Here is a 13,130-nt window from a genome sequence, read left to right on the forward strand (position 1 = left end):
CACGACTGCACGAAGGGGAAGCCATGACAGCGACGACCGACGGAAGCACCGGGGCCACACTGCCGTCCCGCGCTGCCGCGGCCAGCGAAACCGTACTCACCACCCCCGTGACGGCCGGGGTACAAGAAGCCGCCGCACACGCCACCCGGCGTGCCACCGACTTCCTGCTCGCGCAGCAGGACGCCGAGGGCTGGTGGAAGGGCGACCTCGAGACCAACGTCACGATGGACGCCGAGGACCTGCTCCTGCGCCAGTTCCTGGGGATCGCCGACGAGGCGACCACCCGCGCCGCCGCGCTCTTCATCCGCGGCGAGCAGCGCGCGGACGGCACCTGGGCCACCTTCCACGGCGGCCCGGGGGAGCTGTCCACCACCATCGAGGCCTACGTCGCCCTCCGGCTGGCCGGCGACGCGCCCGACGCCCCGCACATGGCGAGGGCCTCCGCCTGGATCCGCGAGCGGGGCGGCATCGCCGCCGCCCGGGTGTTCACCCGGATCTGGCTCGCCCTGTTCGGCTGGTGGAAGTGGGAGGACCTGCCGGAGATGCCTCCGGAGCTGATCTACTTCCCCGACTGGATGCCGCTCAACATCTACGACTTCGGCTGCTGGGCCCGGCAGACCATCGTGCCGCTCACCGTCGTCTCGGCCAAGCGCCCGGTGCGCCCCGCGCCGTTCCCGCTGGACGAGCTGCACACCGATCCGCTGCGGCCCAACCCGCCCCGGCCGCTCGCCCCCGCGGCGAGCTGGGACGGCGTCTTCCAGCGCCTGGACCTGGGCCTTCAGATGTTCCGCAAGGTGGCGCCGAAGCGGCTGCGCCGGGCCGCGATGAACTCCGCCGTCCGCTGGATCATCGAACGGCAGGAGAACGACGGCTGCTGGGGCGGTATCCAGCCGCCCGCCGTGTACTCGGTCATCGCCCTGCACCTGATGGGCTACGACCTCAACCACCCCGTGATGCGGGCCGGTCTGGAGTCGCTGGACCGCTTCACGGTCTGGCGCGAGGACGGCGCCCGGATGATCGAGGCCTGCCAGTCCCCGGTCTGGGACACCTGTCTGGCCACCATCGCGCTCGCCGACGCCGGACTGCCCGCCGACCATCCGCAACTGGTCAAGGCCGCCGACTGGATGCTCGGCGAACAGATCGTGCGCCCCGGAGACTGGTCGGTGCGCCGGCCCGGACTGCCCCCGGGCGGCTGGGCGTTCGAGTTCCACAACGACAACTACCCGGACATCGACGACACCGCCGAGGTGGTCCTGGCCCTGCGCCGGGTCCGCCACCACGACCCGGAGCGCGTCGACAAGGCCATCGGCCGCGGGGTGCGCTGGAACCTCGGCATGCAGTCGAAGAACGGCGCCTGGGGCGCGTTCGACGTCGACAACACCAGCCCCTTCCCCAACCGGCTGCCGTTCTGCGACTTCGGCGAGGTCATCGACCCGCCGTCGGCCGATGTGACCGCGCACGTCGTGGAGATGCTGGCCGTCGAGGGCCTGGCCCACGACCCGCGCACCCGGCGCGGCATCCGCTGGCTGCTGGACGAACAGGAGCCGGACGGCTCCTGGTTCGGCCGCTGGGGCGTCAACTACGTCTACGGCACCGGCTCCGTGGTGCCCGCCCTGACCGCGGCCGGACTGCCCGGCTCCCACCCGGCGATCCGCCGCGCGGTGGCCTGGCTGGAGCGGGTGCAGAACGACGACGGCGGCTGGGGCGAGGACCTGCGCTCCTACCACGACTCCAAGGAGTGGAGCGGCAAGGGCGCCTCGACCGCCTCGCAGACCGCGTGGGCGCTGATGGCGCTGCTCGCGGCCGGCGAGCGGGACTCCAAGGCGGTGGAGCGCGGCGTGCGCTGGCTCGCCGACACCCAGCGGGAGGACGGCTCCTGGGACGAGCCGTACTTCACCGGAACCGGCTTCCCCTGGGACTTCTCCATCAACTACCACCTCTACCGGCAGGTCTTCCCGCTCACCGCGCTCGGCCGGTACGTGCACGGTGAACCCTTCGCCGACCGGGCACGGGCCGAGCGGCCCCGCGCCGAGGCGCAGGGGAGCTGATGAGCACCCGGCCCGCCCCGGACCCGCTGCTGATCGCCTGTGCGCTCGGCATCGAGCACCTCGCCCTGCGCAGCGGTGACCGCGGCGCCCGGCGGGCGGGCCGGCGGCGCACCGCGGACGGCACGGACCGGCGCTCCGGCGCCGGGCCGGTCACCGTCCTGCGCACCGGCATGGGACCCCGGGCGGCGGAACGCTCCGTCACCCGGGCCCTGGCCGAACCGGCGTGGGCCCGGTCCGCCGTGCTGGCCACCGGCTTCTGCGCCGGGCTCGCCCCGGGCATGCACCCCGGCGACCTGGTCGTCGCCGAGGAGACCCGGGACCCGCGCGGCACCGTCGCCTGCGTCGGCACCGAACTGCTCGTCAAGGAACTCGCCCGCACCCTGCCCGGCCGCAGGGTGCACACCGGGCCCGTCACCGGGTCCGACCACGTCGTCCGCGGTCCCGAGCGGTCCGATCTGCTGGCCACCGGTGCCATCGCGGTCGACATGGAGTCGGCGGCCACGCTGCTCGGCGCCGTCCGCGCCGGTGAGCGCCCGGTTGCGGCCGTCCGGGTGGTCGTGGACGCTCCGGAACACGAACTCGTACGCATCGGCACGGTGCGCGGTGGAATATCAGCCTTCCGCGTTCTCCGTGCCGTCCTCCCTACTTTCTTCGAATGGCACCGTAATGTGCTGCTCCCCAGGAGGTGAGCCAGATGGCCATGCCGCTGCGCCAGTCCATCAAGGTCGCTACATATCTGGCCGAACAGAAGCTCCGCAAGCGGGACAAGTTCCCGCTGATCGTGGAGCTGGAACCGCTCTTCGCCTGCAACCTGAAGTGCGAGGGCTGCGGCAAGATCCAGCACCCCGCCGGGGTGCTCAAGCAGCGCATGCCCGTGGCCCAGGCCGTGGGCGCGGTGCTGGAGTCCGGTGCGCCGATGGTGTCCATTGCCGGCGGTGAGCCGCTGATGCACCCTCAGATCGACGAGATCGTCCGCCAGTTGGTGGCCAAGCGCAAGTACGTCTTCCTGTGCACCAACGCCATGCTGCTGCGCAAGAAGATGGACAAGTTCACCCCGTCGCCCTACTTCGCCTTCGCCGTGCACATCGACGGTCTGCGCGAACGGCACGACGAGTCGGTGGCGAAGGAGGGGGTGTTCGACGAGGCCGTGGCCGCCATCAAGGAGGCCAAGCGACGCGGCTTCCGGGTAACCACCAACTCCACCTTCTTCAACACCGACACCCCGCAGACCATCATCGAGGTGCTCAACTTCCTCAACGACGACCTCAAGGTCGACGAGATGATGATCTCGCCCGCCTACGCCTACGAGAAGGCCCCCGACCAGGAGCACTTCCTGGGCGTCGAGCAGACCCGCGAGCTGTTCAAGAAGGCGTTCTCGGGCGGCAACCGGCTGCGCTGGCGGCTCAACCACTCCCCGCTCTTCCTGGACTTCCTGGAGGGCAAGGTCGACTTCCCGTGCACCGCCTGGGCGATCCCGAACTACTCGCTCTTCGGCTGGCAGCGCCCCTGCTACCTGATGAGCGACGGCTACGTCCCGACGTACCGCGAACTCGTCGAGAAGACCGACTGGGACAAGTACGGCCGCGGCAAGGACCCGCGCTGCGCCAACTGCATGGCGCACTGCGGCTACGAGCCCACCGCCGTCCTCGCCACCATGGGTTCCCTCAAGGAGTCCCTGCGCGCCATGCGCGAGACCGTCTCGGGAAACCGGAACTGACGCCGTGACGGCCGTTTCCTTGGGCGTTCCCGAGGTACCGGCCCGGCCGGTCGCCGCGCGGCGTGTGTCGCGGCAGATCCAGGTCGGGCCGGTGGCCGTCGGGGGCGGGGCCCCGGTGTCGGTGCAGTCGATGACGACGACGCGTACGTCGGACATCGGTGCGACGTTGCAGCAGATCGCGGAGTTGACGGCGTCGGGGTGCCAGATCGTGCGGGTGGCGTGTCCGACGCAGGATGACGCGGATGCGCTGGCGGTGATCGCGCGGAAGTCGCAGATCCCGGTGATCGCGGACATTCATTTCCAGCCGAAGTATGTGTTCGCCGCGATCGAGGCGGGGTGTGCGGCGGTGCGGGTGAATCCGGGGAACATCAAGAAGTTCGACGATCAGGTGCGGGAGATCGCGCGGGCGGCGAAGGATCATGGCACCCCGGTCCGGATCGGGGTGAACGCGGGGTCGCTGGACCGGCGGTTGTTGCAGAAGTACGGGAAGGCGACGCCGGAGGCGCTGGTGGAGTCGGCGCTGTGGGAGGCGTCGCTGTTCGAGGAGCATGGTTTCCGGGACATCAAGATCTCGGTGAAGCACAACGATCCGGTCGTGATGATCGAGGCGTACCGGCAGCTGGCGCAGCAGTGCGACTATCCGCTGCACCTCGGTGTGACGGAGGCGGGTCCGGCGTTCCAGGGGACGGTCAAGTCGGCGGTGGCGTTCGGTGCGCTGCTGTCGCAGGGGATCGGGGACACGATCCGGGTGTCGTTGTCGGCGCCTCCGGTGGAGGAGGTGAAGGTGGGTATCCAGATCCTGGAGTCGCTGAATCTGCGGCAGCGGGGTCTGGAGATCGTGTCGTGTCCGTCGTGCGGGCGGGCGCAGGTGGATGTGTACAAGCTGGCGGAGGAGGTCACGGCGGGTCTGACGGGCATGGAGGTGCCGTTGCGGGTCGCGGTGATGGGCTGTGTCGTCAATGGTCCGGGTGAGGCGCGTGAGGCTGATCTGGGTGTGGCGTCGGGCAATGGGAAGGGGCAGATCTTCGTGAAGGGTGAGGTGATCAAGACGGTGCCCGAGTCGAAGATCGTGGAGACCCTGATCGAGGAGGCCATGAAGCTGGCCGAGCAGATGGAGGCGGACGGCGTCGCGGCAGACGCTCCCGCCGCCACCGGAACACCCACGGTGACGGTGAGTTGACGTACGGCACGGACCGAGAGGGGGCCCAGCGTGACCATTCTGGAGACGATCCGGGGACCACGCGACCTGAAGGCGCTGTCCGAGGCGGAACTCGGCGAACTGTCCGGTGAGATACGCGACTTCCTGGTGCACGCGGTCGCCAGGACCGGCGGTCACCTCGGGCCCAACCTGGGGGTGGTGGAACTCACCGTCGCACTGCACCGGGTCTTCGAGTCGCCGGCCGACCGGATCCTGTGGGACACCGGCCACCAGAGCTATGTGCACAAGCTGCTGACGGGCCGTCAGGACTTCTCCAAGCTGCGCGGCAAGGGCGGCCTGTCCGGCTACCCCTCCCGCGAGGAGTCCGAGCACGACATCATCGAGAACAGCCACGCCTCGACCGCGCTCGGCTGGGCCGACGGCCTCGCCAAAGCCCGGGACGTGCAAGGGGAGAAGGGGCATGTCGTCGCCGTCATCGGGGACGGCGCGCTCACCGGCGGCATGGCCTGGGAGGCGCTGAACAACATCGCCGCCGCCCGCGACCGGCCGCTGATCATCGTCGTCAACGACAACGAGCGCTCCTACGCGCCCACCATCGGCGGCCTCGCCAACCACCTGGCCACCCTGCGCACCACCGACGGCTACGAGAAGTTCCTCGCCTGGGGCAAGGAGCTGCTCCAGCGCACCCCCGTCGTCGGCGGCACCCTCTACGAGTCGCTGCACGGCGCGAAGAAGGGCTTCAAGGACGCCTTCGCGCCGCAGGGCATGTTCGAGGACCTGGGCCTGAAGTACCTCGGCCCGATCGACGGTCACGACGTGCGCGCCCTGGAGTCGGCGCTGCGCCGCGCCAAGCGCTTCGGCGGGCCGGTGCTCGTGCACTGCCTCACCGAGAAGGGCCGCGGCTACGAACCCGCCCTGGCCGACCAGGCGGACCACTTCCACACGGTCGGCGCGATGGACCCGCTCACCTGCGCGCCCCTCGCCCCGTCCGGCGGCCCGTCCTGGACCTCGGTGTTCGGCGAGGAGATCGTCCGGATCGGCGAGGAGCGCGCGGACGTCGTGGCCGTCACGGCGGCCATGCTGCACCCGGTGGGCCTCGGCGCGTTCGCCGAGCGGTTCCCGGACCGGGTCTGGGACGTCGGCATCGCCGAGCAGCACGCGGCGGTCTCTGCGGCGGGCCTGGCCACCGGCGGGCTGCACCCGGTCGTCGCCGTCTACGCCACCTTCCTCAACCGCGCCTTCGACCAGGTGCTGATGGACGTGGCGCTGCACCGGTGCGGGGTCACCTTCGTCCTGGACCGGGCCGGGGTCACCGGTGTGGACGGCGCCTCCCACAACGGCATGTGGGACATGTCGATCCTCCAGGTCGTGCCCGGCCTCAGGATCGCCGCGCCGCGCGACGCCGGGCAGTTGCGCGCCCAGTTGCGCGAGGCCGTCGCGGTGGACGACGCGCCGACACTGGTGCGCTTCCCCAAGGAGTCCGTGGGCCCGGACATCCCGGCGGTCGACCGGGTGGGCGGCATGGACGTCCTGCACCGGGCGGAGCGGCCCGAGGTGCTGCTGGTGGCCGTCGGCGTGATGGCGCCGGTGTGTCTCCAGGCCGCCGGGCTGCTCCAGGCGCGCGGCATCGGCTGCACGGTCGTCGATCCCCGCTGGGTCAAACCCGTCGACCCGGCGCTGCCGGAGCTGGCCGCCGCGCACCGGCTGGTCGCCGTGGTCGAGGACAACAGCCGCGCCGCCGGGGTCGGCTCCGCGGTGGCCCTGGCCCTGGGCGACGCCGAAGTGGACGTACCGGTGCGGCGGTTCGGTGTCCCGGAGCAGTTCCTCGCCCACGCCAAACGCGGTGAGGTGCTGGCCGACATCGGGCTGACCCCGGTGGAGGTCGCCGGCCGGATCGGCGCGAGCCTGGCCGCCCGGGACGGCGGCGGGCCCCGGCCGGAGCGGACCGGGACCGTCCCCGCGCAGCAGCCCGCCGCGGCCGGCGAGGCCGCCGGTCCGGCCGGGGCCGTCATGGCAGTCAAGGAGAAAACTGAATGACCACGGAGTTCGACCTCGGCGCCCTGCTGGCCGAGCGCGGCGCCGAGCGCTACGAGCTGCACAGCAAGCACCTGAACCACCAGCTGCCGCGCATGCTGCACACCATCGGTTTCGACAAGGTCTACGAACGGGCCGAGGGCGCCCACTTCTGGGACGCCGACGGCAACGACTACCTGGACATGCTCGCCGGGTTCGGCGTGATGGGCCTGGGCCGGCACCACCCGGTCGTCCGCAAGGCCCTGCACGACGTGCTGGACGCCGGCCTCGCCGACCTCACCCGCTTCGACTGCCAGCCGCTGCCCGGCCTGCTGGCGGAGCGGCTGCTCGCCCACAGCCCGCACCTGGACCGGGTGTTCTTCGGCAACAGCGGCACCGAGGCGGTCGAGACCGCGCTCAAGTTCGCCCGCCGCGCCACCGGCAGACAGCGCGTCCTCTACTGCGAGCACTCCTTCCACGGCCTGACCACCGGCTCGCTCTCCGTGAACGGCGAGGAGGGCTTCCGCGACGGCTTCGCCCCGCTGCTGCCCGACACCGCCGTCCCGCTCGGCGACCTCGACGCGCTCGCCCGCGAACTGAAGAAGGGCGACGTGGCCGCCCTGATCGTGGAGCCCGTCCAGGGCAAGGGCGTGCACGAGACCCCGCCGGGCTATCTGCGGGCCGCGCAGGAGCTGCTGCACCGGCACAAGGCCCTGCTCATCGCCGACGAGGTGCAGACCGGCCTCGGCCGCACCGGCGACTTCTACGCCTACCAGCACGAGGCCGGTGTCGAACCGGACCTGGTCTGCGTGGCCAAGGCCCTCTCCGGCGGCTATGTGCCGGTGAGCGCGACCCTCGGAAAGGACTGGATCTTCAAGAAGGTCTACTCCTCGATCGACCGGGTGCTGGTGCACTCGGCGAGCTTCGGCTCCAACGCGCAGGCCATGGCGGCGGGTCTCGCGGTGCTGTCGGTCATGGAGAACGAGCAGACCGTCGCCCACGTGCGGACCGTGGGCGACCTGCTGAAGTCCCGGCTGGCGGCGCTCACCGACAAGTACGAGCTGCTCGCCGACGTACGCGGCCGGGGCCTGATGATCGGCATCGAGTTCGGCCGGCCGAAGTCGCTGAAGCTGCGCGGGCGCTGGACCATGCTCCAGGCGGCCCGCAAGGGCCTGTTCGCGCAGATGGTGGTCGTCCCGCTGCTCCAGCGCCACCGGATCCTCACCCAGGTCTCCGGCGACCACCTGGAGGTGATCAAGCTGATCCCGCCGCTGGTGATCGACGAGGCGGACGTGGACCGGTTCGTGGACGCCTTCACGGCGGTGATGGACGACGCGCACGGCGGCGGCCTGATGTGGGACTTCGGAAAGACGCTGGTCAAGCAGGCGGTCGCCAACCGGTAGCCGCCACGGAGCACGCCGTGGCAGCCGGCTTTTGCCCCTGAGGCAAGAAATTTGCCCCAGGGGCAATCCTGCGGCTGAATGGAGGCATGACCACCCCCGAGTCCGGGCCACCGGAGGGGCAGGCCGAGACCCTGCCCGCCGTGGCGCCCCAACTGCGCGCGCTGCGCCGCCGGGCCTCCCTCACCCTGGAGGTCGCCGCCCGTGCCGCCGGGCTGTCGCCCGCCCATCTCTCCCGGCTGGAGACCGGGCAGCGCCAGCCCTCACTGCCGATGCTCCTGTCGCTCGCCCGCGTCTACGGTACGACCGTCTCCGAACTGCTCGGCGAGAGCGCCGCCGACCGGGACGCCGTCGTGCGCTCCGGGGACATGGAGCCCACCCCCGCCGGCGGCTGGACCTACTGGCAGGCGGGCTCTCCCGGGCGCGGCATGCAGGCCCTGCGGGTCCGTGTGCCGCACGGCTCCCAGGGCGACATCGTACGTGTGCACCCCGGCGAGGAGTGGCTGTACGTCCTCAAGGGCCGGCTGCGGCTGCGCCTGGGCGACAGCACCCACCTGCTCGCCCCCGGCGACAGCGCGCACTTCGACTCGCTGACCCCGCACCGCATCGCGGCCGAGGACCCCGACGGGCTCGACCTGCTCTTCGTCCACACCCTGCTGCAAAGTCCCACGGCCGCGCTGTGCCTGGGCCCCCACACCGGAGAGATGCCATGAGCGACATGGAGGAGAAGTTCCCGCGCGCCCTGTGGGTCCGGCTGATCATCTACATCGCCGTCGGACACCTCTTCGCCGCGTTCATCTGGCTGCTCTTCGAGATCGGCGCCAAGTGAGGCGGGCGCCGCACGCGGCGGGCCCGGGGCTCAGTCCAGCAGGCGCTCGCGCAGCCGCTCCCTGACCGGCGGCGCGAGCCTGAGCCCCCGCTCCATATAGGCGTCGACCCCGCCCCAGGTCTCCTCGGCGGTCTCCAGGGCCGCGGTCAGATACTCCGCCCGCGCGTCGAACAGCGGGCTCAGCAGCTCCATCACCTCGGGGGAGCGGGCCGCGGGCGAGGTGCCGCTGCGGCGCACCTTGTAGCGGCGGTGCAGGGCGTTGGACTCCAGGTAGTCCGCGACGATCGCGTCCCGCTCCACGCCCAGCGCGAGCAGGGTCACGGCGATCGAGAGACCGGCGCGGTCCTTGCCCGCCGCGCAGTGCATCAGGGCCGGGACGCTGTCCTCGGCGAGCGCGTGCAGCACCTGGGAGTGCTCGGCGGTGCGCTCCGTGACCATCGTGCGGTAGGAGGCGATCATCCGGTCCGCGCCCTTGCCGCCGTCCAGGATCGCCCGCAACTGGTCCAGGTCGCCGTCGCGGACCATCTTCCAGAACTCGGTGCCGTCGGCGGGGTCGCTCAGCGGCAGGTTCACATTGCGCACCCCGGGCAGCGCGACGTCCGGCCCTTCGAGCTTCTGGTCGGCCGCGTTGCGGAAGTCGAAGACGGTGTGCAGGCCCAGCGAGGCGAGGAAGGCGGTGTCCTGCTCGGTGGCGTGCGCCAGGTGGCCGCTGCGGAACAGCACTCCGTGCCGCACCCGCCGCCCGTCCACGGTCGGCAGCCCGCCCACGTCGCGGAAGTTGCGGACTCCGGTCAGCTCCGGCTCGGTCGACGGCACCTGCTGCGTCACGGGGGCTCCTCCCTGTCCGGCCCGCCTTCGCGGCTCGTCGGCGGGCGCGGTCCCGACGATACGACATGCCCTCCCGGGGCGGCAGAGCCGCCGTACCGCCTGGTGCGGGCGGGCGTATTCCCGGCTCGGCGATGCTGTCGGAGTGGCCTTTCTCACCGACCGTCAACCCCTGCCTACGGTCGCGTAAGTCACATCGGAAGGTGAATCATGGGCCGACGTGGCAGACGATTCGAAGAGTGACAGCAGATCAGTGATCGGGTCGTACGTGGCGGTGGGGGACAGCTTCACCGAGGGCGTCGGAGACCCCGGACCCGACGGAGCGTTCGTCGGCTGGGCCGACCGGCTCGCCGTGCTGCTCGCCGACCGGCGACCCGAGGGCGACTTCAGGTACACCAACCTCGCCGTGCGCGGAAAACTGCTCGACCAGATCGTGGCGGACCAGGTGCCGCGGGCGGCCTCACTCGCCCCCGACCTGATCTCCTTCTGCGCGGGCGGCAACGACATCATCCGGCCCGGCACCGACCCGGACGACGTGGCCGAACGGTTCGAGAAGGCGGTCGCCCGGCTCACCGCGGCGGCCGGCACCGTCCTGGTCACCACCGGCTTCGACACCCGCGGCGTACCCCTGCTCAAACACCTGCGCGGCAAGATCGCCACGTACAACGGGCATGTGCGCGCCGTCGCCGACCGCTACGGCTGCCCCGTGCTCGACCTGTGGTCGCTCAGGACCGTCCAGGACCGGCGGGCCTGGGACCACGACCGGCTGCACCTCTCGCCCGAGGGGCACACCCGCGTCGCGCTGCGCGCCGGACAGGTCCTCGGCGTCGACGTACCGGCCGACCCGGACCAGCCCTGGCCCCCGCTGCCGCCGCGCGGCACGCTGGAGGTCCGCCGCGACGACGTCCACTGGGCCCGCGAGTACCTGGTCCCGTGGATCGGCCGCCGGCTGCGGGGCGAGTCCTCGGGGGACGCCGTGACGGCCAAGGGGACGCTGTCCCCGGACGACATCAGGACGCGGATCGCGTCGGTGGCCTGAGGCAGGCCGACCGGGACCCGCCGCGCGCGGGCCCCGGCCACCGGCCCCCCCGCACCCACCGGAGCCCGGCGGGGCATCGGGCGCGCTCACCGGGCCGCGGCGGTCAACGCCTCCCGGTCCAGGCCCAGTTCGCGGGCCAGGGCGTCGTCGACCCACTCCAGCGCCCGGGTGCGGGACAGCGTGCCCCCGTAGCAGGTCAGCTGTACGGCGAGACCGTCCAGATAGGCCGTCAGCCGCAGGGCCGTACCGGCCGGGTCGGGGCAGTGGAACTCGCCCGCCGCCACCCCCTCGGCCGCGACCGCCGTGAGCGACGCCTTCCAGCGCCGGTCCAGGTCCCGGGTGACCTCCCGCAGCGCGGGTTCGCGCACCGCGGCGGCCCAGCCCTCGATCCACAGCCGCCAGCCCTTGGCGCTGCCCGTCGGCGCGTACCAGCGCACCGCCGCCCGCAGCCTGCGCACCGCCGTCGTACGCCGCCCGAGGAGCGTGCGCAGCCGCGCCAGATCGTCCTCGGCGGCGCGGGCGAACGCGGCGGCCACCAGGTTCTCCTTGGTCGAGAAGTGGTAGAGCACCAGCGCGTTGCTCACCCCGAGGACCGCGGCCACGTCGGCGATCCGCACCGCCGCCACACCGCGCGCCTCGATCTGCCCGATGGCGGCCCGCAGCAACTCCTCGCGCCGCTCCGCCACGCTCAACCGCACTCTCGCCACGCGAGTCACCCTAATGGGTCTTGCCTCTCAGACAAGATCTGTGCCAGGCACCCGGCGGGGACGGCGCGGGGCGGCCCGGGAACGGCGCGGCGGCCCCCTCATAATGGACCACCTGAGCGACCCCACCTGGAGGTAACGTGGCCGGCTTCCGTCCCTCGATTCCCGGGCTGAGCGCCCTGCGGCCCGAGGCCTTCGGCGTGGACCCCGGCGGTGCGCGCATGGCGCGGATCCGCCGCTCCCCGCACTTCAAGGACGGCGTCTTCCAGAACCCGGGAGGCCCGGCGAGCATCCGGCCCTCGGGCTCGATGCTCGACTTCGCCAAGCACTACTTCGACAAGGACGAGCGGGTCCGGCGCTCGCCCCGGGGCAATATCCCGGTGCACGCCACCACCTTCGCCGACCTGGCCCGTCCCGCGGCCAGCGGACTGCGCCTGACCTGGCTCGGGCACTCCAGTGTGCTCGTGGAGATCGACGGGCACCGGGTGCTCTTCGACCCGGTGTGGGGCGAGCGCTGCTCGCCGTTCCCCTTCGCGGGCCCCCGCAGGCTGCACCCGGTGCCCCTGCCGCTGGCCGCGCTCGGCCCGGTCGACGTGGTGGTCATCTCCCACGACCACTACGACCACCTGGACCTGCCCACCATCAAGGCGCTGGCCGCCACGGACACCCTCTTCGCGGTGCCGCTCGGCGTCGGCGCCCACCTCGAACACTGGGGTGTCTCCGCCGACCGGCTGCGCGAACTGGACTGGCACGAGGCCACCAAGGTCGGCGGACTGACCCTGACCGCCACCCCCGCCCGGCACTTCTGCGGCCGCGGCCTGCGCAACACCCAGCACACCCTGTGGGCCTCCTGGGTCGTCGCCGGTGACGAGCACCGCGTCTACCACAGCGGCGACACCGGCTACTTCGACGGCTTCCGGGACATCGGCGCCGACCACGGCCCCTTCGACGCCACGATGATCCAGCTCGGCGCGTACTCCGACTTCTGGCCCGAGGACCAGCCGGACGCCGGGCCGCTGCCGGGCGCCTGGCCGGACATCCACATGAACCCCACCCAGGGCGTGCAGAGCCACCTCGACCTGCAACAGGGCCGGGCCGAGGGCGTCATGCTGCCCATCCACTGGGGGACGTTCAACCTCGCCCTGCACCCCTGGTCGGAACCGGCGGAGTGGGCGCTGGCCGCGGCGGACGCGGTCGGCCAGGCACTGGCCCTGCCCGTCCCGGGCCGGCCCTTCGAACCGGCCGGTGAGCTGCCCGCGCTCCCGTGGTGGCGCGACGTGTCCCGGTCGGCCCGCGCCCGCAGGTGGCCGGCGCCCGAACTGGGCCTGAGCACCGCCCGCGGCCTCGACCTGCTGGCCGAGGACTGAACGAAGACTGACGAGGACTGAGCCACCCG

Annotated in this window: 12 protein-coding genes; 10 read left to right on the top strand and 2 right to left on the bottom strand. The window is 72.0% G+C overall.

Translation table 11 applies throughout. The features are described 5' to 3' along the window. The first annotated feature begins 23 nt into the window (after positions 1 to 23). The 8 genes from shc to ACWDYF_RS01840 all read left to right on the top strand — a co-directional run bounded on the left by shc (position 24) and on the right by ACWDYF_RS01840 (position 9,166). Positions 24 to 2,048 (top strand): squalene--hopene cyclase, encoded by a 2,025-nt coding sequence (gene shc / locus ACWDYF_RS01805; RefSeq protein ID WP_389463363.1) that lies wholly within the window; start codon positions 24 to 26, stop codon positions 2,046 to 2,048. Further along, a complete protein-coding gene (locus ACWDYF_RS01810; protein WP_389463365.1) occupies positions 2,048 to 2,737 on the top strand; it encodes a 5'-methylthioadenosine/S-adenosylhomocysteine nucleosidase family protein in 690 nt (229 codons plus the stop codon). The genes shc and ACWDYF_RS01810 overlap by 1 nt, the downstream gene beginning before the upstream one ends. A 5-nt stretch (positions 2,738 to 2,742) precedes the next feature. Then, on the top strand, positions 2,743 to 3,765 hold the full coding sequence (hpnH, locus tag ACWDYF_RS01815; protein WP_018568734.1) for an adenosyl-hopene transferase HpnH: 1,023 nt from the start codon (positions 2,743 to 2,745) through the stop codon (positions 3,763 to 3,765). Positions 3,766 to 3,769: 4 nt separating this feature from the next. Further along, on the top strand, positions 3,770 to 4,945 hold the full coding sequence (gene ispG / locus ACWDYF_RS01820) for a flavodoxin-dependent (E)-4-hydroxy-3-methylbut-2-enyl-diphosphate synthase (RefSeq protein ID WP_381739259.1): 1,176 nt from the start codon (positions 3,770 to 3,772) through the stop codon (positions 4,943 to 4,945). 30 nt (positions 4,946 to 4,975) lie between these two features. Further along, the gene (gene dxs / locus ACWDYF_RS01825; RefSeq protein WP_389463368.1) at positions 4,976 to 6,961 is read left to right on the top strand and encodes a 1-deoxy-D-xylulose-5-phosphate synthase; all 1,986 of its coding nucleotides are present in this window, start codon (positions 4,976 to 4,978) and stop codon (positions 6,959 to 6,961) included. Continuing rightward, positions 6,958 to 8,340, top strand: a complete 1,383-nt coding sequence (locus tag ACWDYF_RS01830; protein WP_381739255.1) for an aspartate aminotransferase family protein — start codon at positions 6,958 to 6,960, stop codon at positions 8,338 to 8,340. Before dxs ends, ACWDYF_RS01830 begins: the two co-directional genes overlap by 4 nt. A gap of 86 nt (positions 8,341 to 8,426) precedes the next feature. Further along, on the top strand, positions 8,427 to 9,050 hold the full coding sequence (locus ACWDYF_RS01835; protein ID WP_381739253.1) for a helix-turn-helix domain-containing protein: 624 nt from the start codon (positions 8,427 to 8,429) through the stop codon (positions 9,048 to 9,050). Next, positions 9,047 to 9,166, top strand: a complete 120-nt coding sequence (locus ACWDYF_RS01840; protein ID WP_018566809.1) for a DUF6126 family protein — start codon at positions 9,047 to 9,049, stop codon at positions 9,164 to 9,166. The genes ACWDYF_RS01835 and ACWDYF_RS01840 overlap by 4 nt, the downstream gene beginning before the upstream one ends. Before the next feature lie 30 nt (positions 9,167 to 9,196). On the opposite strand, the gene ACWDYF_RS01845 is transcribed toward ACWDYF_RS01840, so the two are convergent. Continuing rightward, entirely contained in the window at positions 9,197 to 9,994 is a 798-nt protein-coding gene (locus ACWDYF_RS01845; protein ID WP_389463372.1) for a tyrosine-protein phosphatase, read from the bottom strand. A 250-nt stretch (positions 9,995 to 10,244) separates the two neighbouring features. Between ACWDYF_RS01845 and ACWDYF_RS01850 the strand changes: the two genes are divergently transcribed. After that, positions 10,245 to 11,030: an SGNH/GDSL hydrolase family protein gene (locus ACWDYF_RS01850; RefSeq protein ID WP_389463910.1), complete on the top strand. Its 786-nt coding sequence runs from the start codon at positions 10,245 to 10,247 to the stop codon at positions 11,028 to 11,030. A gap of 86 nt (positions 11,031 to 11,116) precedes the next feature. On the opposite strand, the gene ACWDYF_RS01855 is transcribed toward ACWDYF_RS01850, so the two are convergent. Continuing rightward, a complete protein-coding gene (locus ACWDYF_RS01855; protein ID WP_389463374.1) occupies positions 11,117 to 11,737 on the bottom strand; it encodes a TetR/AcrR family transcriptional regulator in 621 nt (206 codons plus the stop codon). A gap of 137 nt (positions 11,738 to 11,874) precedes the next feature. On the opposite strand from ACWDYF_RS01855, the gene ACWDYF_RS01860 reads away from it, so the two are divergent. After that, positions 11,875 to 13,101, top strand: a complete 1,227-nt coding sequence (locus tag ACWDYF_RS01860; protein ID WP_389463376.1) for an MBL fold metallo-hydrolase — start codon at positions 11,875 to 11,877, stop codon at positions 13,099 to 13,101. Positions 13,102 to 13,130: the final 29 nt, after the last annotated feature.

Source organism: Streptomyces sp. NPDC003284 (assembly GCF_053589675.1).